The sequence below is a fragment of the Sphingomonas sp. genome, assembly GCF_964263785.1.
Taxonomy (GTDB): Bacteria; Pseudomonadota; Alphaproteobacteria; order Sphingomonadales; family Sphingomonadaceae; genus Sphingomonas.
The window spans coordinates 1-21588 of record NZ_CAXVWL010000080.1 but is presented as its reverse complement, the minus strand read 5'-3'; the positions used below and the strand labels follow the sequence as shown (position 1 = coordinate 21588).

Genomic DNA, 21588 nt, shown 5'->3' with positions numbered 1-21588 from the left:
GTACCGCTGCGCACTGCGCCGCGGCAGTGCCCCAATGGCGCGCGTGATGCGACGCGCCATCGGATGGCACCGAACGCCGATCCGTTTCGGAAATGCCGAATGCAGGTGCCCGGACGGACCTTCCACAAGATGCATTGCACCGTTCGGAAATAACCGCCTGTTACGGGAAGCTCTCCGGGCGGCCGGTGCGCTGCGAATGGGGTTGAGCGCGGGGCTGCGTTCGCGCAGGATAGTTGCCGAGCCTGATCGCGGCGGCTGCGAGTGCGGACGTCGGCTCCGGTGAGCCGCCACCCATCCTCAGTCCGAAATGCAGATGACCGACTTCGCCCCCGAGCCCCTTGTGCCGATCGAATCCGGGACCGCGCGCGGCCGCGCGATCCAGCGGCTGTTCGACGACACCCGCAAGCGCCTTGTCGAGACGGGTACACGCAATCGGCTCGTCCATGTAAATCGGGCAAACGCCCGTGGGAACGTCCTGAACATCGTCAACGAGCGATCGGACGATGTCTACGCATTGCTGTGCGGCAACCGGTCGATGCGCTTTCGTGCTCTGGGGACGGATACGCACACGGAGGGCGAGATCGTGCTTGCCGACGCGGCGGACGGCGTCGTCGCGGAACACCGCTACACCGACAATCAGCTCGAAACGCGGCTTGGGCCCGATGCCCTCGCCAAGAAGCTGCTCAAGATCGCGCGCGAGGCGAAGACCGCCGAGGAGGAGCAGGGGATCAACATCCTGTACCTCGCACTGGGTTTCGCCACTTGGTTCGAGGACAAGGATTCCGGTGTCGCGCGCGAGGCGCCGCTAGTCCTCCTGCCGGTCGAGCTCGTGCGGGACCAGCGCCGCTCCACCTACGATCTCAGGGTCCGCCCCGAAGACATGATGACGAACCTGCCGCTCCAGCAGCGATGGCAGGACGATTTCGCTATTCGGCTGCCCGAACTGGACGCGGACGAGGACGGCTGGAGGCCGCGCGACTATCATGCCCGGGTCGAGGCCATCGTCGCCGAACGGCGAGGTTGGAAAGTGGATCGCGACGCCATCCAACTCGGCTTCTTCTCCTTCTCCAAGTTGCTGATGTACCGGGACCTGGCGCTCGACGCCTGGCCGGAGAATGCGCTGGAAACGCACGAACTCACCCAGGGCCTGCTGCACGAGGGATTTGCGCATGAGGCGCCGCTGTTCGGGCCGGAGGACCGGCTGGATGCCGTCCTTCCGCCCGAGCGGCTGTTCCACGTCGTCGACGCCGATGCCAGCCAGGCCAAGGTGATCGAGGAGGTGCGCGCCGGACGCAACCTGGTGGTGCAGGGGCCTCCGGGTACCGGCAAGAGCCAGACGATCACCAACATCGTCGCTGCCGCCGCCAAGGAAGGCAAGCGCGTGCTCTTCGTCGCGGAGAAGATGGCGGCGCTGTCGGTCGTGCATGACAGGCTGGTCAAGGTCGGCCTGCGCGACCTGATCCTGGAGCTGCATTCCAAGACCGCCAACAAGAAGGCGGTGCTGCTGGAGCTCGCGCGGACGCTGACCGCCGGGCAGTCGGTGCCCGCGGTACCGCTCCCACCCGATGCGCTCCGCGGCGCCCGCGACCGCCTGAACGATCTTGCCGAAGCGCTGCACGCGCCGATCGGCCGCAGCGGCGAGACGCCGTTCAGCGTTCTCGGCAGGCAGGCGCGATATCTGGGCATGGGCGCGCCGATGCCCACACTCGAGGCCGGTGCCGTGGCGGCGATGTCGCGGGAGAAGGAGGCAGCCGCCTGCGAGTCGATCGCGCGGTACGGCGCGCTGGTCGCCGGGGCCGGTCCCCAGGCGCAGCACCCGTTCGACGGCGTCCGCGCAACGGGTCTCCAGCCGGTTGCCGTGACGCGGCTGGGCCGGGACCTTGCCGTAACCGCGTCGAAAGCGACCGAGCTGCGGTCGACGCTGGACGAGCCGATGTCCGCGGCCGGGCTGGACGGCGCACGTTCGATGGCGGCGGTCGCGATCGTCCGCGACCTGCTGGAGCGCGTGAAGGGGTTCGATCCGGCGGATGGCGCGCTTGCCCGGCGCCTGATCGCCCTCTGCGACCTGCCAAGACTGCGGGAGGGGGTGGGCGCGGCTGCTGCATGGCGGTCCGCACGCGACGACGCCGGCGCCCATTTCGTCGACGAGGCGTTCGCGGCCGATCTGTCGATGTTGCGCGAACCGCTGGTCGGCGGCACCGCTTCGTTCTTCGCCCGGTGGGGCGGTGCCTACCGCGGTGCCTCGCGCGCGCTCGCCGGCCTGCTTCGTGGCCCGCTGCCCAAGAGCGCCGCCGACCGGCTCGCATTCGCCGACCGGTTGGGCGGGGTACAGGCGCTGCGCCGCGACTGGGGTGTCGACGAGGCCTGGCTGGCCTCCACCCTCGACGGCGACTGGCGTGGCGAGCGCACCGACTTCGCGCGGATCGCTCGCGTCGCGCGCTGGTACGAGGCCGCCGCGGGCGGAGAGCTCGATGTTGCCCCCGATCGGCTGATCGCGATTGCCAGCGACGGTCCGTCGCGCGCGCGCTGGTCGGCGGCGTTGGACATGGCGCTCCCGGACGTACGCGACCGCGTGGCGGCGGCGGTGAAGGTGCTGGCGCTCGACGAGCGGCGCTTTGGCGCAAGTCACGTCGAAACCGACCTGGCGACGGTCTCCGTGATCTTTGCCCGAATGGCGGACGCGATCGATCGTTATGGCGAGTGGGCGGCGCTCTGCCAGGCCCGCGACGCGCTCGAAGGTTCCGGACTGGGCACGCTGGCCGAGCGCATCGCCTCGGGCGATCTCGACGCGAGTGCTGCCGCGATCGAGCTGAAGTTCGCGCGCGCGGAGCAGCTGTGGAACGCCGCGCTGGCGACGAACCCGGCGCTCAAGGACGTGGCGACGCTCGACCGGCACGCGCTTGTCGACGATTTCACGCGTCTGGAACGCGCCCGCTTGAAGGAGAACGTCGTCTCCATTCTCGCGCATCACCTCGCGCAGTTGCCCCAGGGCGCACAGGGCGAAATGAAGGTGCTGAGGGGCGAGATCGGCAAGAAGCAGCAGCACATGGCGCTGCGCAAGCTGTTTCTCGCCGCGCCGGCCGCCATCCAGCGGATCAAGCCGGTGCTGCTCATGAGCCCGATCTCGGTGGCGCAGTTCCTGACCCCGGGCGTCGTGACGTTCGATCTGCTGGTCATCGACGAGGCCAGCCAGGTGCGGCCCGAGGACGCGCTGGGGGCGATCGCGCGATCGCGGCAGATCGTCGTGGTCGGCGACAAGAAGCAGCTGCCGCCGTCCTCCTTCTTCGACCGGCTCCTCGCCGATGGCGAAGGCGAGACGGATGCCATGGACGAGGAGGCCGCAGGCGAGCCGGCCGAGGATCTGCTCGGGAATGCAGCGGCGCTGGGTGCGTCCGAAAGCATCCTGACGCTGTGCGAGGCGCGGGGCCTGCCAGGCCGCATGCTGCAGTGGCACTACCGCTCGCGCGACCCTTCGCTGATGCACGTGTCCAACGCCGAGTTCTACGACAGCGCGCTGGTGCTACCGCCATCGCCGCTGGAGAAGGACCCGGCCTACGGGCTGATCTTCACGCAGGTCGAGGGGGTCTACGATCGCGGCGGGCGGCGCGACAATCGCCGGGAAGGCGAAGCGCTCGTCAAGCGCGTGGCCGAGCACGCGCGCAGGACCCCCGACCTGTCGCTCGGCATCGTGACCTTCAGCCATGCGCAGAAGAACACGGTCACGGAGTTGCTGGAGCTCGCCCGGCGCGAAGACACGGCGTTGGACGCCTTCCTGCGTGAGGGCCGCGCGGAGGACGTGTTCGTCAAGAACATCGAGAACGTGCAGGGCGACGAGCGCGACGTCATCCTCATTACCGTCTGCTACGGCCCGACGCAGCCGGGAGGCGCGATGCTCGGCGCGAGCTTCGGACCGGTGAACGGCGAGGGCGGGGAGCGCCGCGTCAACGTCCTCTTCACGCGCGCGCGTCTGCGGTGCGAGGTGTTCGCGTCCTTCGATCCCGGGCAGCTGGACGTGAGTCGGGCCAGTCAGCCGGGCCCGAGAATTCTAAAGCGGTTCCTGGCCTATGCGAAATCGGGCGTGGTCGAGCAACCGGTCGCGACGGGGCACCAAGCGGACACGCCGTTCGAGGAGGACGTTGCCGAGGTGATCCGCAGTTTCGGCTACCTCGCCGATCCGCAGGTGGGCTCCGCGGGGTTCCGCATCGACATCGGCGTGCGCCACCCCGACCGGCCCGGCAGCTACCTGCTGGCTGTCGAGTGCGACGGCGCGACCTATCATTCGGCGTTGTGGGCAAGGGAACGTGACCGGTTGCGCCAGGACGTGCTGGAACATCTCGGATGGCGCTTCCACCGCATCTGGAGCACCGACTGGTTCTACGATCGGCGCAGGCAAATGGAGCGGCTGCGCGCCGCGCTCGATGCGGCGCGGACGGCGGAACAGGGCGAACACGTCGCCGGCGGTGCGAACGCCGCTGGAGCGGACGCCGGCGGAGCGGACGGGGGCGTCATCGAGCCCGAGCAAGTCCCGCGATCCGAACCGATCGAACTGCCCGGGATCGCGGGACGAACGATGCCCGCGTACGTCCGCGCGCAACCGCAGGCGGGGGTCGGGATCGATCCGCATGAGGCACCGATGCACCTGCTCGTTCCTCTGGTCCGCGAGGTGGTGACGGTCGAGGGGCCGATCCACATCGACGAGGTCGCGTGCCGGATCGCCGCAGCCTTCGGCAAGAAAAGAACCGGCCGGCGTGTGCTTGCGGCCACGCATCAGGCGCTGGTCGCGGCCAGACGGAGCAATCCCGAGATACAGAGCGATGGGGAGGACTTCTGGTGCACGGCGGGTCAGGCTGCCGAGCCGCCGGTGCGCGACCGGTCGGCGGAAAGCGGCGCGACCGCGAAAGCGGAAACGATCTCGCTGGCCGAGATCCGGGCGGCGGTCAGGCTGGCGCGCGAGGACAATCCCGGCGGCGGCGACGGCGACCTCGTCCGAGCCGCTGCCCGCCTCCTTGGCTTTCGCCGGGTCGGGGCAGAGTTACAGGCCCGGATCGGTGAAGGACTTGGCTGATGCAGAAACCGGCGGCTGGCTTGCCGCGCGCGATTCCCTGGGTTCCGGCGTGCGCCAATGCCGCGATCATCGGCCGGAGCATCCCTGCCGCTAAACCTTGGGCGGTGCGGCTGCGGCAAAGGCCGCCAGCGCGCCGGCCCGGTCGGCCATATCCGTCACTCGCGGAAAAGGCGTGAGGTCGACCTTGAAGCGCCGCGCGTTGTACATCTGCGGCACCAGGCAGGCGTCGACGATGTTCGGCGCATCGCCACCGGCGAACGGCGTGTCGGGCAGCAACCGCTCCAACGTCGCGAAACCCTGTTCCACCCAGTGCCGATACCAGCCGTCGACCGCCGGCTTGTCCTGCGCCATGTCGTGTTCGAGATATTGCAGGATGCGCAGATTGTTGATCGGGTGGATGTCGCACGCGATGGTCAAGGCCATCTCCATCGCCCGCGCGCGCGCCACCGGATCGGCGGGGATCATGCGCGGTTCGGGGTGGACCGCATCGAGATAGTCGATGATCGCGAGACTCTGCCCGAGCCGCAGGCCGTCGGTCTCCAGCGCGGGGACGAGCCCGGCCGGGTTGACGTCGAGATAGGCCGGCGCGCGCTGCTCGCCCGCGCGCAGGGCGTAGTTGCGCTTCTCGTAGGCCAGCCCTTTCAGGTTGAGGACGATGCGGACTCGGTAGCTGGCGGAGGACAGCGGGAAATCGTGAAGAATCATGCGGAGCTCGCTTCCTTGTCGCTGAAATGCCTGTCGCTGAAATGGCCGTTTGCGGTCTCGGGTAGATAGGGCAGGACGGCCGCATTGGCGACACGCGTGTCGGCTCGAACCCTTCGCGCTTCGGCCGAACAGGCGAGGGCGCTACTTCCGCAACATCGTCTGGCGGTACAGCAAGGTGATCGCGACCCGGCGATTGCGCGGGTCCGATGGATGGTCGGCGATCATCGGTTCGCGGTCGGCGACGCCTTCGATCCGCGCGAAGCGGCGCTCGGGGATGCCGCCGAGCGCGAGCCGCCGCCGCGTCGCTTCGGACCGCCCCGACGACAGCATCCAGTTGTTCATCGCGCGCGGATCGCCGTAGGGCAGGCTGTCGGTGTGGCCGCGGATCATGATCTGGTTGTCGGTGCCCGCGATCGACGCGGCGATCAGCCCGATCAGCTCGGACGCCTTGCCGTCGAGCATCGTCGTGCCGAGCGCGAACATCGAATAATCGGCATCGTCGACCAGGTCGATCCGCAGTCCTTCCGAAGTCGGGATGAAACGGACGTGGCTGGCGAGCTTGGCCAGCGGGCCGCCCTTCATCATCGCGCGGGCGATTTCTTCCTTGGTCTTGATGAAGTTCTTGCGATCCTCGGCAGCGGTGCGTTCCTTCAATGATCCCTTCTCGCCCGAGCCGACGTCCTTGCCGCCTTCCGCGCCCGCGGGGATGGTCAGCGACTTGGTGCCGGTCTGCGCGGCCTTGTGCGGGTAATTGTCGCGGTCGATGATCGATTCGCCGCCGAACAGGCCGTTGCCGCCGGCGCCGCCGACCCGCTTGGTGATCATCGTCGGCGCGAAATAGTCGGCGATCGACTTGCGCTGCTTCTCGGTCGTCGCGCCGAGGATCCACAGCAGCAGGAAGAACGCCATCATCGCGGTGACGAAATCGGCATAGGCGACCTTCCACGCGCCGCCGTGATGCGCGCCGTGGCCGCCGTCGACGATTTTCTTGACGATGATGATCTTGGGCGGCTGGTTGCTGCCGTGGGGAGCGCGCGCGGCCATGTCAGCGTCCGCGCAGGCCGTCGAAGACCTCGGCGAAGCCCGGCTGGTTGCTGTGCTTGATCCCCGAGCGCGCGGCCTCGATCACCAGTGGCTGCGGGTGGCCGTGGAGCGAGGCGATGATGATCTGCTTGACGACATGGTAGATCGCGCCGTCGGCGTCGATGATCTGCTTGAGGCGGCTGGCGAGTGGCGCGACCAGACCATAGGCGAGCAGCACCCCCATGAAGGTGCCGACCAGCGCCGACCCGATCATCGCACCCAGGATCGACGGCGGCTTGTCGATCGAGCCCATCGTCTTGACCACGCCGAGCACCGCGGCGACGATGCCCAGCGCGGGGAGCGCGTCGCCCAGGCCGTTCAGCGTGGTGTGCGGCCCTTCCACCTCGTGGTGATGGGTCCGAATCGCGTTATCCATCACCTCCTCGACCGCGTGGACATCGAGCGTGCCCGACGACACGACGACCAGGCGCAAAGTGTCGGCGATCAGCGCGACCAGCGTCGGATCGGCGAGCAGCCGCGGGTATTCGGCGAACACCGCGGAGGACTTGGGGTCCTCGACATGCGGCTCCAGCGCGATGGGGCCGTCGGTGCGCAACATCTTCATCAGCTTGCTGACGAGGAAGATGACGTCGAGGAAATCCTGCTTCTTCCACCGCGGCCCCTTGAACACTTTCGCCAGCCCGCCGCCGACGGCTTTCAGTTCCTTGCCCGAATTGCCGATGATCAGCGCGCCTGCGGCGGCGCCGCCGATGATGAGCATCTCGTGCGGGATCGCCTCCAGCACCGGGCCGAGCGCGCCGCCGGTGATCGCAAATCCACCGAACACCATGACGAAGAGGACGACGATGCCGATGATGGGAAACATGCAACTACCCCGGGAACACGCGGCCACACAGAAGCGGCACCGGTTCTAGGTAAGGGGATAAGGTAGCCAAGCCGTTACCGATGTTGGGGCGGGCGGCAAATTTTGGCGGAAGGGGCGGCAAGGTTTTGCCGGGTCGCTCCGCAACTCCGTTCGCCCTGAGCGAAGTCGAAGGGCATGGCTCTTGGCGATGTGCTTCGACTTCGCTCGGCACGAGCGGTATCGGGTGCCGGCGTCGGCACGGACGCTACGATCAGCGCAGATAATCGAACAGCGACAGTTGCGACAATTTGCCGAAGCTCGCCTGCGTCGCCGACAGGATCGTCATCGTCTTCTGGAGTTCCACGATCGCGGCGGTGTCGTCGTAGCCGTCGATCGCCGCTTCGCTCGCCTCGCGGTCGACCGCGACGGTTTTCAGGTCGGTCATCATCAGGTCGACGCGGGCGGCGCGGGCGCCGATCGAGCCCTGGATGTTGGCGACGGTGTCGGTCGCGCCGACGAGGCCGTCGATCGCGGCATTGGCGGCGTCGGTCGTCGCGTCGCCCGCCTGGAGCGCGGCGGCGAGCTGGGCGATGACCGCGAGCGCGTCGCCGCTTCCGGTCGCGAAGATGCGCGCGGCGGTCTCGTTGGCCTGGACGCTCTGGCCGTCGCCGACGGGGACGGTGGAGACGGGTTTGTCGGCGAGCTTGTAGCTGCCGTCGGCTTGCTTGACCGCGCCCGCGCCGCCGTCGGCGCCGCCGAACAAGGGTTCGCCGCGTGCGTCGACGGTGTTGGCGAGGCCTGCGAGCTGCTCGACGATACCCGCCAACTGGTCGCCGATCGTTTTGCGGTCGACCGCGGTCAGCGTACCGTTGGCGGCGCGGGTGGCGAGTTCGGTCGCCTGCTGGAGCTGGTTGGTGATCGCGGTGAGCGTCGAGTCGCTCTGCGCGAGCACCGAGGCGGCGACCGCGAGGTTGCCGCCATACGCCTTGTCGTCGGCGCCGGCGCGGGCGAGACCCTGAAGCCGCTGATAGGCGACGCTGTCGTCGGAGGGGGCGAGCAGTTTCTGCCGCGAGGAAATCTGGGTCGACACCCGGTCGGCACGCGCGGCGATCGCCGCCATCGCACTGGCGGAACGATCGTAAAAGCTGCTGGTCGAGATGGTCATCAGTTGATCCCGATGATCGTCTGAAAGATGTCGCGCGCGACCTGGATCACCTTGGACGACGCCTGATACGCCTGCTGGAAACGCAGCAGGTCGACCGCTTCGGTATCGAGGTTGACCCCGGAGACCGAATCGCGCGCGGACACCGCACCGTCGCGAATCGCACTCTGCGCGTCGGCGACCAATTTGCGCTGCTCGATCGCGGCGGCGTTGTTGGCGACCAGCGTCGTCGTGCGCCCCTCGACCCCGGACGCGGCGCGGCTTGCCTGAAGGGTCGCGAGGTTCGATCCGTCGCGCGGGCCCCCGCCGACGCTCGCGGCAGCGATATCGTCGGGGTTGGTGAGCGACAGTTTGAACTCGGTCGGCACCGATGCCGGAGCAATGTCGAACATCTTCGGCGGAGGGGCGCCGCCGCCGAGCGTTTGCCCACGCGCCTGGAACGCGTTGACGTCGGTCGTGAACGCGCCCGCGATCGTGTTGAGGGCGGCGCGCGCGTCCGCCACCTGCTTCGCGCCGTCGACAATGCCGCCGAGCGCGCCGCCGTTGGGCAAGACGGCCCCCGAAACGCCATCGCGGAACATCGCCAACGTCACTTTGTCGGCGTCGCGCGCATAGGTCACCGCACCCGCGCTGGTGCCCGACACGAACACCGCACCCGAAGCATCGCCGAGCTTCACCGTCGCACGACCGATCGAGTCGGTGGTGACGGTGACGTCGACGAGGGTCGACATCTGTTCGAGCAGCTGGTCGCGCTGATCGGCAAGGCTTGCCGCGGCCGCCGAATCGGGAGCGGTGCGCGCCAAGCCGTCGTTGACCTTGGCGAGCGCGGCGCCGAAGCGGTTGAGCGCGGCGGTGCCCTGGTCGGCGGTCGAATCGAGATCGGCGGCGACCTGGTCGAGCGCGCGGCCGGTGGCGGAGAAGGCGCCTGCGGCGGTTGTCGCCGATTCGAGCAACGCGGTGCGCGCCGCGCTCGACGTCGGATCGGCGGCCAGCGTGCTGGCGGCGGTGAAGAAGCCGGTGACGCGGGCGGTCAGCTGGTTGCCGGTGAGCGCGCCCTGGATACGTCCGAGCCACGCCGAAGCCGATTCGGTGCGCGCGAGATCGGTGCCCGCGGTGCGGACCGCGGCGGTCTTGTAGGCGTCGGCGGAGCGCGCGATGCCCGTGATCGTGACGCCCATGCCGGCATTGACGGCGCCGGAGCGGTAACTGCCCGAGGCGGCGCCGACTTCGGCGAGGCGGGCGGAGCGCTTGGCATAGCCCTCGACACCGGCATTGGCGATGTTCTCCGACGTCGTCGTCAGCGCGCCCTGATAGGCCCGGACGCCCGAAGCGCCGATCGCAAGGAGATCGCTCATCGCTAGGGCGTAGGCGCCGGATCGTTAAGATCGGGTTGCGGTGGGGCGGGGTCGCTCTCCGCGTCGCGCGAGAGGAAGTCTGTCCCAAGAAACTTTACAAGGGCCTTGCCGATGCCGAGCGGGGTGTGCTCGGCCATCGCCTTGACGGTCAGCTGGTCCTGCATGTCGCGGAACGTGTCGAGCGCTTTCGAGTCGAACAGGGGGTCGGCGAGATGGGTTGCGCGCATCGACTTCAGCATCATGCCGGTGAAGACCGATTCGAACTGCTGCCCGGCCTTGGCCAGATTGTTCTTGCCGGCGAGGCGGCTGGTGTCCGCGGTGACGGCACCGACGGTGGCTGGGGCTGAAACCGGGGTCACAGGATGATCAACTCGGCCTTGAGCGCACCCGCTTCCTTGAGCGCTTCGAGGATCGCAACGAGGTCGGCGGGCGATGCGCCGATCGCGTTCACCGCCTTGACCACGTCGGCGAGCTTTGGGCCGGGGGCGATGAGGAACATCGGCTTCTTCTCCTCCTCGACCTGGACGTTCGATCGCTGCTCGACCGCGGTCTGGCCGTTCGACAGTGGCGCGGGCTGGCTGATCCGCTGGCTCTCGTCGATGCGGACGGTCAGCTTGCCGTGGGTGACCGCAGCGGGGCCGACGCGGACCGCGGAATTGATCACGACGGTACCGGTGCGCGCGTTGACGATGACCTTGGCGGAGGGTTCGGCGGACACGACGTCGAGGTTCTCGATGGTCGACATGATCGTCGCGCGAGTGTCCGCGCCGGGCGGTGCGCGGACTGCAACGGAGACGGCGTCGATCGCCTGCGCGCTGCCTGCGCCGAGCGTCCGGTTGATCGCACCCGCGACATTCTGTGCGGTCGTGAAGTCGGCACGCGCCAGGTTGAAGGTGAGGACGGGGGCGGAATCGAACCCGGTGGCGACCGCGCGCTCGACGGTGGCGCCTTCGGGGATGCGGCCGGTCGAGGGCACATTGACGACGATCCTGGACCCGTCGGCGCCTTCCGCGCCGAGCCCGCCGACCGCGAGGTTGCCCTGCGCCATGGCATAGACCTGCCCGTCGGCGCCGAGCAAAGGCGTCAGGATCAGGCTGCCGCCGCGCAGCGACTTGGCCTTGCCCATCGACGCGACGGTGATGTCGAGCCGCTGGCCGGGCTTGGCGAACGGCGGCAGCTCGGCGGTGATGAGCACGACGGCGGCGTTCTTGAGGCCGGGATTGGCGGACGGCGGCAGTTGCAGGCCGAAGCGCGATGCGACCGCCTTGACCGATTGGACGGTGTATTCGAGGTTGTCGTCGCCGGTGCCGGGCAAGCCGACGACGATGCCGTAACCGGTCAGCTGGTTCGACCGGATGCCCTGGAAGCCGCCGAGATCCTTGATCCGATCGGCAGATGCGGGGCTCGCCATCAGAAGTGCAGCAAGAGCGGCGAGAACGGTACGGATCATGCCCGGCATCCTGCGACGACGATGGTTAAGGCCGGGCTAACCATCAGAACGGGCTCACCACCGAGAAGAAGCGCCCGAGCCATCCCTGGCGTCCGGCGCGCGCGACGTCGCCCTTGCCGGTGTAGGCGATCTGCGCGTCCGCGACGCGGGTCGAGAGGACGCGATTGTCGGCGGAGATATCGGCGATGCGGACGATCCCCTTGATGCGGACGAACTCGTCGCCGCGGTTGAGCGTCACCCGCTTCTGCCCCTGCACCAGCATCGTGCCGTTGGGGAAGACCTGCGCCACCGTCACGCTGACCTCGCCCGACAGCGAATTGGACTGGTCGGCGGCGCCCTGGCCGTTGAAGCCGCGCCTGCCGCTGATGCTTGCGTCGGTGTTGTTGAACAGCGCGAGCGGGCCGGTCGACGGCGGGGTGATGCTGAGGTTGCCGGCCGAATCGAGCTTCGAGCTCGACGATTTGGACGCGGCGGTGCGCTCGACCAGGACGATGGTCAGCGGGTCGCCGACCCGCCGCGCGCGCCAGCCTTCGTACAGCGCCGAATAGCCGTCCGAGACCTGGAAGATCGCGCCGTTCGCGGGCGCCGCCACGGGCAGCGCGACGGGCGCACGGGCGACCGAGAAGTCCTCGGGCGGTTTCTTCTTGAACAGGCTTGCACCCGCCGGGGTCGCGACGAGTGCGACGACGATGACAGCCGCGTACCTCACAGGTTCTGGTTCACGTATTTGAGCATGTCGTCGGTCGCGGAGATCATCTTGGAATTCACCTCATACGCGCGCTGGGTCTCGATCATGTCGACGAGCTCCTCGACGACATTGACGTTGCTGGCCTCGAGCATCCCTTGGCGCACCTTGGCGCGTCCGTCGGCACCGGCGACGCCAAGGTTGGCGGTGCCGCTCGCGGCGGTCTCGACCAGGTAATTGTCGCCCGCCGGCTGCAGCCCCGCTGCGTTGGGGAAGGCTGCGACCTGGATCTGCCCGAGCTGCGTCGGCTCGGTCTGGCCGGCGACGGTTGCGGAGACGGTGCCGTCGTTGCCGATCGTGATCTGGGTCGCGCCCTCGGGCACGGTAATTCCGGGCTGGACCTGATAGCCTTCGCTGGTGACCAGCAGCCCCTCCGCCGAGCGCGAGAAATTGCCCGCCCGCGTGTAGCCGAGCGTGCCGCCGGGCATCTGCACCTGAAAGTATCCGTCGCCGTCGAGCATCAGGTCAAGCGCATTCCCCGTCTGGTTAGCGGAACCCTGCGTGTCGATCCGCGCAGTGCCCTGAATACGCACGCCAGTGCCGAGATTGAGGCCGGTCGCGTATTTGGTCTCGCTCGTCGACTGCGCGCCAGGTGCGGTGACAGTCTGGTAGGCGAGCGTCTCGAACGCCGCGCGGTCGCGCTTGAATCCCGTCGTGTTGACGTTGGCGAGGTTGTTCGAGATCACCCGCATGCGCGTATCCTGAGCGTCGAGCCCGGTCCGCGCGATGTGCATGGCTGCAGAAGTCATATCTGTTTTCCCGATGGATGCCGTTCGTGCTGAGCGCAGCCGAAGCACCTTGTGGAGGGCTGCCCTTCGACTTCGCTCAGGGCGAACGGAATGGTGGTGGTCCTCATGAAGGCAGGCGCATGAGGGAGGCTGCGCTTTCGTCCATCGACTTCGCCTCCTTCATCATGTTCGCCTGCACTTCGTAAGACCGCTGATTCTCGATCATGTCGACCAGCGCCTGGGTCATGTTGACGTTCGATCCTTCGAGCGCGCCCGCGGTGACCTTGGCGTCGAGGTCGGCGGGCAGGGTGCCGCCGTCGCGGACCTTCAGGAGGTTGTCGAGGCCCTTGACCGTGTCGGTGCCCTTGGTGCTGACGACTTTCAGCCGGTCGAGCACCTGCGGGTTTTTCGCATCGCCGCCCTGCGGCACGATCGACACCGTGCCGTCGCTCGCGATCGAGAGCGATTCGTGCGGGGGCACGGTGATCGGCCCCGACTGGCCCTGGACGACAAAGCCGTCGCCGGTCTGGAGCACGCCCGATGGCGCGACTTCCAGATCGCCGCGGCGCGTGTAGCTTTCGGTGCCGTCCGACGCCTGCACCGCCAGCCAGCTGTCCGCACCGGTCAGCGCGACATCGAGACCGCGGCCGGTCTGCTGGAGCGCGCCCGCGGTGCGATCGGCGTCGGTGACTTCCTCCGACGTCGGCGAACGCGCCTCCAGCTGGGTGCCGCCGCCCTTCAGCTGAATCTGGTCGAAGACGACGCGGTCGGCGCGGAAGCCGATGGTCGACACGTTCGCCATGTTGTTGGCAATCGCGGCCTGCGCGGCCATGTGCGCGCGCAGGCCGGTCGCCGCGGTGTAGACCAGTTTGTCCATCTAAGCCTTCCGAACTCTCGATCACGAGCGGATGTTGAAGCCCCGCAGCGTCAGCTGCGAATATTGAAGATCGTCTGCGAAATCTGGCTGGCGGTGTCCAAGGCCTTGGCGTTCGCCTGAAAATTGCGCTGCGCCGCGATCAGGCCGACCAGCTCTTCGGTGATGTCGACGTTGGAGCGTTCGATTGTGCTGCTCATCAGCTTGCCGAAGCCGTTCGATCCCGCCGTCCCGAGCACCGGATCGCCCGACACGCCCGATGCCTGCCAATAGCTGTTGCCTTGCTGGCGCAACCCTTCGGGGCTGGAGAAATTGGCGAGCATGACTTGGCCGAGCGCCTTGGTATCGCCGTTCGAGAAGCTTGCCTTGACGAGGCCGTCGACGCCGACCGTCACGCCTTCGAGCTGACCGACCGCCTTGCCGTTCTGGGTCCTGTCGACGACGTTGAAGGGTGCCGACAATTGCGTCGTGTTCGCGCCGATCATCAGCGACAGCTGCTGCTCGGTCTTGGACGTCGTTGTCAGCACCGGATCGAAGGTGGTCGTCGCGGTAGGCGCGGTGAGCGCGTTGGTCGAATCGAAGGTCAGCGCGACCTTGTCGCTGCCGCCGCTTTTCAGCGGCTGGTCGCCCAGGAAGCTGTAGGCGTTCCAGGTGCTGGTATTGCTGTTGGCGGTGGTCGGCGTCGTCGCGCGCGCCAGATAGGTCGTCATCGTCAGGGCATTGCCGTTGCTGTCGTAGACGGTGTTCTGTATCGACTGGCTATACGTCGTCGGATCGAACCGATCGAAATCGGCGGTTGTCGGCTGAGTGTTTGCGTTGAGCTGGAGCGTCAACGCGGTCGCAGTCGTAGGCACCGCCAAACCGCTGGTCTGCGGCAGGCGAAGCGACACCGCCGAGTCGAGCCCCGTCGCCACCACCGCGCCCGAACCGTCGACTGGATACACCTGCAGATGCCCGCCGGTGGAATCGACGACGTAGCGGTCGTTGTCGACCTGAAAGCCGCCGTTGCGGGTGAAGTTCACCTGCTGCGCATTCAGGTCGGTCTTGACCGCGAAGAAGCCGTCGCCCGAGATCGCGAGGTCGAGGGTGTTCGACGACTGGATTAGGTTGCCTTGGCCGAACTGCTGGCGGTTCGCCTTCACGACGGTGCCCGATCCGACCATCTGGGTGGGCGACAGCGACAGCGACGACGAGATGACGTCGGCGAATTCGGTGCGGCTCTTCTTGAAACCGTTTGTCGAGACGTTGGCGAGGTTGTGCGAGATGGTCGACATCTCGGTCTGCGACGCCTGGAGGCCGGAAAGCGCGGTGTAGAAGGACATGGGGTTACTCCTGTACGAAGAAAAAGGGGGTGATCAGCCGATCTCGCGGACAGCGGAGACCTGGACGGTGCCGATGCCGGCGACGTTGAGGACGGGCGAGCCGCCGGGCGGCACCGATACGGATTGGACGGGCGCCCAGACGAGGCCGGTGGCGGGCACCGTGGCGCCGTTGTTCTGCGCGGTGACGGTGATCTTGAAAGGCCCCGAGCCGGCGTCCTCGCCCGCTGCGGTCAGGCCGTCCCAGTCGTAGGTCGAGGTTCCCTTGGGGCTGGCGCCGAGTGAAATCTGCTTGACCACCGCGCCGCTCTCGGATTCGATCGTCACCTTGACGTCCGACGCCGCGCCCGACAGCTCGACCGCGCCCGACAGCCCGCCGGTGGTGCGGCCGTAGGCGGTGTCGCCGGCGGTCAGCACGGTACGGCCGATGTAGCTGCTGGCGTCGGACACGCTGGTGGTGCCGAGCTTGTCGGAGATGCCTTTCAGCGTCGACGACATCTCGCTGATCCCGGCGAGCGACGAGAATTGCGCCATCTGCGCGACCATCTGGGTGTTGTCGACGGGGTTGAACGGGTCCTGGTTCTGCATCTGCGCGGTCATCAATTTCAGGAAATCCGACTGGCCGAGCGTCGTCGAAGCTGAGGCCGCGACGGTTGGCGAGGTCGAATTGCGCTTGATGCCGAGATTGGACAGCGTGGTGTCGAACGAGGTGGCGGCGGTGGAGACGGTCATGGTCAGCGGCCCAGCTTGAGGGTGTCGATGATCAGCGACTTGGCGGTCTGCATGACTTCAACGTTGTTCTGATAGGTGCGCGCGGTCTCCATCATGTCGACCAGCTCGCGGGTCTCGTCGACCGCGGCGTCGAAGACGTTGCCGTCCTTGTCGGCCATCGGATTGGACGGGTCGTAGCGTTTGGTGGGGGCCTCGCCCGCGGTGACGACGCGCTCGACGTCGACCGTCGACATGCCGCTGGCCGCGTCGAAGGTGGTGCGGAACACCGGCTTCATCGTGCGGTAGGCGGCAGCTTCCGAGCCGGCGACGACGCCTGCGTTGGCGAGGTTCGACGCGGTGGTGTTCATGCGGACGAGCTGCGCGGACATCGCGCGGCCCGACACCTGGAAGATCGAGAGCGGCTGTCCCATCCTATTCGCCCTTCAGCGCGCGGGTGATCTGGCCGATCCGCCCGTTGAGAAAGGAGAGCGTCGTCTGATACTGGACCGCGTTCTCGGCGAAGGCGGTCTGTTCCTGGCTCAGTTCGACGGTGTTGCCGTCCATCGACGTCTGGGTCGGCACGCGGTATTTGATCGCGCCGCTCATGCCTGCGCCGTCCGACTGCTCCATCGACTTGAGTGCGCTCTGGAAGTCGATGTCGCGCGCCTTGAACCCGGGGGTCGAGGCGTTGGCGATGTTGGAGGCGAGCACCCCCATGCGCTGCGAGCGCACCGCCAGGGCCGCCCCGTGAACTCCGAACAACGTGTCGCCGGCCATCGCCGTGAACTCCTTGGGCGCTCGATTGCGCGTCGGGAACCTCGCAAGGGATGTGCCAGATGGCGCAACGACTGCGGGACGCGGGTTGTGGCCTTGTCGGGCGGCAGGGATTTGCCGGGGGCGGCAAGTGACAGTCTTGCCGTTGCAGGCTGTCCTACAGGTCGCGACTGTGCGCAGGATCAAGAATGATGCGCATCCTCGCCTCCAGCCCTCGACATCGGGGTACGCGCCTCGTTAGTTACGCAGGTACGTGTCAACGGGTGTCAACGTCTTCGGAACGCAGACCGGTTTCACGTGTCAACGAGTGTCAACGTGCTCGGCACGTGGCGCACTCTTGTCCGCCCGTGAAAGTGCGGCCTTCGGCTCACGTCCACGCGTCAACCGGTGTCAACGTCTCGCGTTTGCATCGTTCGGGGCGGACTTGGCCCACTGCTTGCACATGTCCTCGTGACATGATCGCGTTCGCCCACTTCCTCGACCCAACCGCCTTCGCCATCGTCGGTGGTGGCACGGCGCTGGTTACCTTGCTCAGGGCGCCCGCAACGGATGTCGGCCGCGCGCTTGCCGCCTTGCGAACACTCGGGCGAAAACGGTTCGATGGCGACACGCTTGTCGCGCAAGTCGCGGTGCTCGCGCGCACGGCGCAGCGGCAGGGGGTGGTCGCGCTCGACAAGGCGGTGATCACAGACGCCGACGTCCGCGCTGCGGTGGAGCACATCATTGACGGCCGGGGCGGCGAAGCGGTCGCGGCGATGCTCGACCATCATCGGCGCGCGAGGGTCGAGCGGCATCTCGCCGCCGCCGAGGTCTGGGCGGGGGCGGCGGAGGCGGCCCCGGCGATGGGAATGGTCGGCACGCTGATCGGGCTCGCGGCGATGTTCGCGACGATGACCGATCCGGGTGCGATCGGCGGGGCGATGGCGGTGGCGCTGCTGGCGACGCTTTATGGCGCGTTGATCGCCAATCTGGTCGCGATGCCGATCGCCGCCCGGTTGCGCGCGGCGGCGCGGTGCGAGGCGTTCGAGCGCGCGCGGCTGGTCTCGCCGCTGGCTGCGCTGGCCGCGCGCGAGACGCCGCGGAGACTCGCGGCGTGAGCGACTTTCCCGATATCGCCCCGCCGCGCGCGCTGTGGGTGGTGACGCTGGCCGATCTGGCGCTGCTGCTCGTCGGCTTCCTGCTGCTCGTCCAGGTCAGTGGCGATCGCGCGGCGCTGGCGAAGGGCTTGCGCGAAGGTTTCGGCGAGACGCCTGCTGCCGCGATGCCGGTACTCGCGACAGCGACGCCCGAATTCGCAGCAGGATCGGCGACGTTGCCACGCGACTTGGCGCTGGTCGCATGGGCGCGTGATGCGGTGCGCGATCCGCGGGTGATGCTGACGATCACCGGTGCCGTGGACGGCACCCCGGACGATATCGACCCGGCGACCGGTAGCGGCGCGGTGCTCGCCGCCGATCGCGCGCGTGCGGTCGCAAGCCTGCTCGCGGGCGCCGTGCCCGCGGGGCGGCTAACGATTGCAACCACCATTGCTCCCGGCCGACGCGCCGCGGCGCTGACGCTCGCGTTCGCGGGTGAGAGGAAACCATGATTCTATTCCTTCTGCTGCTGGCGGCAGCGCCGGCGTTCCAGGACATCGGCGGGCTCGACCGCGCGGTGGCGTCGTTCACCGGGCGGCCGATCGGTGTCGAGGGCGGCGCGCGCACCTCGGTCGATGCGCGGCTGCGGCTGGCGCAATGTCCGACGGTCGCGATGTCGTGGCGGACCGAGGCGCACGATGCGGTGGTCGTCACCTGCTCCGGCCCCGACTGGCGCATCTTCGTGCCGGTCGTGCGCGCGTCGGCCGCGCCCGGAGCACCGGTGCGAGCGGCATATGTCGCGCCGGTCAAGCTCGAGCCCGTCGTGCGGCGCGGCGATCCCGTCGTGATCGAGGCGGGATCGGACGGCTTTTCGATTCAGCGCGAAGGCATCGCCATGGCCGATGCGGCGCCGGGCGCACGCTTCCTGGTGCGGGTCGCGGATGCCAAGGCACCGGTGCAGGCGGTGGCGGTCGCCAGCGGCCGCGCGACGCTGCCCGGATGGAGCGAATAAAAAAGTTCTAAAGCTGCCGCGCAAGCGGCCGTTTCTGCTCATGTCACGAAACCCGAAAGGTGCGGACATGGTCGAATCGATAGGCGCAAGGCCGGTTACCAGCGAGACGAAGGTCACTCGCGTCGTGCAGGCACAGCCCGTGCCGAAGGTCGCTGGGATGGCGGTGCCGGACGGCGACACCACCGCTCTCGGCGGCGTCGCCAAGGCGCTCGCGAGCAAGCCGCCGGTCGATGTCGACCGGGTCGCACTGGTCCGTCGCGCCATCGAGCGCGGCGACTTCCCGATCCTGCCCGCGACGATCGCCGACCGGATGATCGCGCTGAAATACGACTGGATGAGTGCCGATGACCAGGCGTGACGCGCTGATCCGAACGATCGACGCGCTGCAGGCCGAGATCGCGGCGCTCAAGACCAACGACGTCGTCGCACTGGAGCGCGCCACCGCGGACAAGCTGGCGTGCATCGAGGCGGTCGCGGCGCTGGGCACGGGGCCTGCTTGCGCCGACCTGCGCGAGCTCGCCGACGAGGCGAATCGGCTGAACGAAACCTGCCGCATCTACGTCAACTTGATGGCGGCAAATGTCCGCCGCCGCCTGCAAACCCTGACCGGCGATGCCGGGTTCGGGGCCGGAGCGGGCTATGGGCGTGGGGTAGCGCGGGCGTACGCCTAACGGTTGGCACGTCTTTTGCTGAGTCGTGCTCAGCATGACGATTTCCTCCATTTCCACAGCCCGCGTCCAGTCGGCGATCGTCGCCGCGAGTTCGCGGACGGGCGTCGATTTCAATTACCTGCTGGGACAGGCGAAGCTCGAAAGCGGGCTGCGCGCCAACGCCAAGGCGGCGCGGTCGAGTGCGTCGGGGCTGTACCAGTTCATCGAATCGAGCTGGCTTGCGGTCGTCAAGAAACATGGCGCTGAGCATGGCCTAGGCTGGGCGGCGGATGCGATCGGGCCCGGCAACCGGGTGGTGGACGCGAGCACGCGGCAGGCGATCCTCGCGCTGCGCAACGATCCGGCCGCGGCATCGCTGATGGCGGCGGAGCATGCGTCCGACAACAAGGACGCGCTTCAGGCGACGTTGGGGCGCGATGCGACCGGCACCGACCTCTACATGGCGCATTTCCTGGGGCTCGGCGGGGCCAAGAAGTTCCTGACCAAGATGGCCGCGAGCCCGAATGCAAGCGGTGCGGCGCTGTTCCCGCAGGCGGCGAGCGCAAATAAGGGGGTGTTCTACGCCAAGAACGGTCAGCCGAGATCGCTAACCCAGATTTACGACCGTTTTGCCGACAAGCTGGCGGGAAGCGATGCGGCCGGGACGGCCTCGGCCAACCGCGACTTCGCGACGCGGGTATTGGGGCTGAACGGCGACACGACGGTGGTGACTGGAAGCGAGAGCGCGGAGGACGCCTTGTCTTGGGCGAGCTCTACCATCGGCCAATTGGACAAGCGCAAATCCGTTGATCTGCTGCGCCCCACACCGAACACAGCCCGACTTGCGTACATGATGCTGGCGGGGCTCTGACATGAAGTTCCTCGCCTCTGCGCGCCAAGCCGTGCTGCCCGGCTCGATCCTGCTGCTCGTGCTCGTCATGGTCGTGCCGATCCCCGCGGCGATGCTCGACATCTTCTTCGTCGCCAATATCGCGATCAGCCTTGCGGTGCTGATGGTCGCCTTGAACGCGCAGAAGCCGCTCGATTTCTCCGCTTTCCCGACCGTCCTGCTGTTCGCCACGCTGTTCCGGCTCGGCCTCAACGTCGCCTCGACGCGCATCGTGCTGGTCCACGGGCATGAGGGCGAGGCGGCGGCGGGGCATGTCATCGAGGCGTTCGGGACCTTCCTGATCGGCGGCGATTACGTCGTCGGCATCTTCGTCTTCGCGATCCTGATGATCATCAACCTGATCGTCGTGACCAAGGGCGCGGGGCGCGTGTCCGAAGTGTCGGCGCGGTTCACGCTGGACGCGCTGCCCGGCAAGCAGATGGCGATCGACGCCGACCTCAACGCCGGGCTCATCACCCCCGACGAGGCCAAGGCGCGGCGCGTCGAGGTGTCGACCGAGGCCGATTTCTACGGATCGATGGACGGTTCGTCCAAGTTCGTGAAGGGCGACGCGATCGCCGCGGTGCTGATCCTCGCCGCCAACGTCATCGGCGGCCTGATCCTCGGCCCCGTCAGCCACGGCCTCTCCATCGCCGAGGCCGCCAAGACCTATATCCTGCTCGCGATCGGCGACGCGCTCGTCGCGCAGCTCCCCAGCCTGATGCTATCGATCGCCGCCGCGGCGATCGTCACCCGCGTCAATTCCGACAAGGATCTGGCCGGCCAGATCGGCGGCCAGTTCGGCGCATCGAAGACCTGGATTCCGGTCGCGGCGATCCTGACCCTGCTCGGCCTGTTCCCGGGCATGCCGCACGTCCTGATCCTCAGCGCAGCGGGCATCGCCGGGTTCGCCGCGTGGAAGCTGCGCCAGATCGAGCGCCGCCCGCCGCCGGTCGTCGAACAGATCGTCGAACCCGTCGACGCCTCGAGGATCGGCTGGGACGAGGTGACCGACGCGATGCAGGTCAACCTCGACATCGGCTACGGGCTCGTGCCGCTCGCGGACGAGCGCAAGGGCGCGCCGCTGATGGGCCGGATCACCGGCGTCAGGCGGCAGCTCAGCAAGGAACTCGGCTTCGTCGTACCGCAGTGCCGCGTGCGCGACGACATCAACCTCGCGCCCTT

22 protein-coding genes are annotated in these 21588 nt (G+C 67.8%); 8 read left to right on the top strand and 14 right to left on the bottom strand.

The genetic code is table 11. The features are described from left to right. The first annotated feature begins 313 nt into the window (after positions 1 to 313). On the top strand, positions 314 to 5065 hold the full coding sequence (locus tag ACE5C1_RS10890; protein WP_374944100.1) for a DUF3320 domain-containing protein: 4752 nt from the start codon (positions 314 to 316) through the stop codon (positions 5063 to 5065). A gap of 90 nt (positions 5066 to 5155) precedes the next feature. On the opposite strand, the gene maiA is transcribed toward ACE5C1_RS10890, so the two are convergent. From maiA to flgB, 14 genes are all read right to left on the bottom strand, one after another. Then, positions 5156 to 5770, bottom strand: a complete 615-nt coding sequence (maiA, locus tag ACE5C1_RS10885) for a maleylacetoacetate isomerase (protein ID WP_374944099.1) — start codon at positions 5768 to 5770, stop codon at positions 5156 to 5158. A 141-nt stretch (positions 5771 to 5911) separates the two neighbouring features. Beyond that, entirely contained in the window at positions 5912 to 6814 is a 903-nt protein-coding gene (locus tag ACE5C1_RS10880) for a flagellar motor protein MotB (protein WP_374944098.1), read from the bottom strand. 1 nt (position 6815) lies between these two features. Next, on the bottom strand, positions 6816 to 7679 hold the full coding sequence (gene motA / locus ACE5C1_RS10875) for a flagellar motor stator protein MotA (protein WP_374944097.1): 864 nt from the start codon (positions 7677 to 7679) through the stop codon (positions 6816 to 6818). A 250-nt stretch (positions 7680 to 7929) separates the two neighbouring features. Next, the gene (locus ACE5C1_RS10870; protein WP_374944096.1) at positions 7930 to 8823 is read right to left on the bottom strand and encodes a flagellar biosynthesis protein FlgL; all 894 of its coding nucleotides are present in this window, start codon (positions 8821 to 8823) and stop codon (positions 7930 to 7932) included. Beyond that, on the bottom strand, positions 8823 to 10175 hold the full coding sequence (flgK, locus tag ACE5C1_RS10865; protein WP_374944095.1) for a flagellar hook-associated protein FlgK: 1353 nt from the start codon (positions 10173 to 10175) through the stop codon (positions 8823 to 8825). Before flgK ends, ACE5C1_RS10870 begins: the two co-directional genes overlap by 1 nt. Before the next feature lie 2 nt (positions 10176 to 10177). Continuing rightward, positions 10178 to 10534 (bottom strand): rod-binding protein, encoded by a 357-nt coding sequence (locus tag ACE5C1_RS10860; protein WP_374944094.1) that lies wholly within the window; start codon positions 10532 to 10534, stop codon positions 10178 to 10180. After that, positions 10531 to 11625 carry a flagellar basal body P-ring protein FlgI gene (locus ACE5C1_RS10855; protein ID WP_374944093.1) on the bottom strand — a complete coding sequence of 365 codons (1095 nt, stop codon included), beginning with the start codon at positions 11623 to 11625 and terminating at the stop codon, positions 10531 to 10533. Before ACE5C1_RS10855 ends, ACE5C1_RS10860 begins: the two co-directional genes overlap by 4 nt. Positions 11626 to 11668: 43 nt before the next feature. Beyond that, positions 11669 to 12334, bottom strand: a complete 666-nt coding sequence (locus ACE5C1_RS10850) for a flagellar basal body L-ring protein FlgH (RefSeq protein WP_374944092.1) — start codon at positions 12332 to 12334, stop codon at positions 11669 to 11671. After that, the gene (flgG, locus tag ACE5C1_RS10845) at positions 12331 to 13119 is read right to left on the bottom strand and encodes a flagellar basal-body rod protein FlgG (protein ID WP_374944091.1); all 789 of its coding nucleotides are present in this window, start codon (positions 13117 to 13119) and stop codon (positions 12331 to 12333) included. The genes ACE5C1_RS10850 and flgG overlap by 4 nt, the downstream gene beginning before the upstream one ends. Before the next feature lie 103 nt (positions 13120 to 13222). Next, positions 13223 to 13975: a flagellar basal body rod protein FlgF gene (locus tag ACE5C1_RS10840; protein WP_374944090.1), complete on the bottom strand. Its 753-nt coding sequence runs from the start codon at positions 13973 to 13975 to the stop codon at positions 13223 to 13225. Positions 13976 to 14025: 50 nt separating this feature from the next. Further along, complete coding sequence (locus tag ACE5C1_RS10835; RefSeq protein WP_374944089.1) at positions 14026 to 15294, bottom strand: flagellar hook protein FlgE; 1269 nt, start codon at positions 15292 to 15294, stop codon at positions 14026 to 14028. 33 nt (positions 15295 to 15327) lie between these two features. Continuing rightward, entirely contained in the window at positions 15328 to 16023 is a 696-nt protein-coding gene (locus tag ACE5C1_RS10830) for a flagellar hook assembly protein FlgD (RefSeq protein WP_374944088.1), read from the bottom strand. Between the two features lie 2 nt (positions 16024 to 16025). Continuing rightward, a complete protein-coding gene (gene flgC, locus ACE5C1_RS10825) occupies positions 16026 to 16433 on the bottom strand; it encodes a flagellar basal body rod protein FlgC (protein WP_374944087.1) in 408 nt (135 codons plus the stop codon). A gap of 1 nt (position 16434) precedes the next feature. Then, positions 16435 to 16779 (bottom strand): flagellar basal body rod protein FlgB, encoded by a 345-nt coding sequence (flgB, locus tag ACE5C1_RS10820; RefSeq protein WP_374944086.1) that lies wholly within the window; start codon positions 16777 to 16779, stop codon positions 16435 to 16437. Positions 16780 to 17231: 452 nt separating this feature from the next. Here flgB and ACE5C1_RS10815 point away from each other — a divergent pair, with 452 nt between their 5' ends. The 7 genes from ACE5C1_RS10815 to ACE5C1_RS10785 all read left to right on the top strand — a co-directional run. After that, positions 17232 to 17873, top strand: a complete 642-nt coding sequence (locus ACE5C1_RS10815) for a MotA/TolQ/ExbB proton channel family protein (RefSeq protein ID WP_374944085.1) — start codon at positions 17232 to 17234, stop codon at positions 17871 to 17873. Beyond that, positions 17870 to 18364 carry a flagellar motor protein MotB gene (locus ACE5C1_RS10810; RefSeq protein ID WP_374944084.1) on the top strand — a complete coding sequence of 165 codons (495 nt, stop codon included), beginning with the start codon at positions 17870 to 17872 and terminating at the stop codon, positions 18362 to 18364. The genes ACE5C1_RS10815 and ACE5C1_RS10810 overlap by 4 nt, the downstream gene beginning before the upstream one ends. Next, positions 18361 to 18864 carry a flagella basal body P-ring formation protein FlgA gene (locus ACE5C1_RS10805; protein WP_374944083.1) on the top strand — a complete coding sequence of 168 codons (504 nt, stop codon included), beginning with the start codon at positions 18361 to 18363 and terminating at the stop codon, positions 18862 to 18864. The genes ACE5C1_RS10810 and ACE5C1_RS10805 overlap by 4 nt, the downstream gene beginning before the upstream one ends. A 67-nt stretch (positions 18865 to 18931) precedes the next feature. Next, positions 18932 to 19222: a flagellar biosynthesis anti-sigma factor FlgM gene (locus ACE5C1_RS10800; protein WP_374944082.1), complete on the top strand. Its 291-nt coding sequence runs from the start codon at positions 18932 to 18934 to the stop codon at positions 19220 to 19222. Then, on the top strand, positions 19209 to 19535 hold the full coding sequence (locus ACE5C1_RS10795) for a flagellar protein FlgN (RefSeq protein WP_374944081.1): 327 nt from the start codon (positions 19209 to 19211) through the stop codon (positions 19533 to 19535). Before ACE5C1_RS10800 ends, ACE5C1_RS10795 begins: the two co-directional genes overlap by 14 nt. 34 nt (positions 19536 to 19569) lie before the next feature. Next, positions 19570 to 20385, top strand: coding sequence for a lytic transglycosylase domain-containing protein (locus ACE5C1_RS10790; RefSeq protein ID WP_374944080.1), 816 nt, complete (start codon positions 19570 to 19572; stop codon positions 20383 to 20385). A gap of 1 nt (position 20386) precedes the next feature. Continuing rightward, positions 20387 to 21588: FHIPEP family type III secretion protein (locus tag ACE5C1_RS10785; protein WP_374944079.1), on the top strand; the 1202-nt coding region annotated here is incomplete at its 3' end.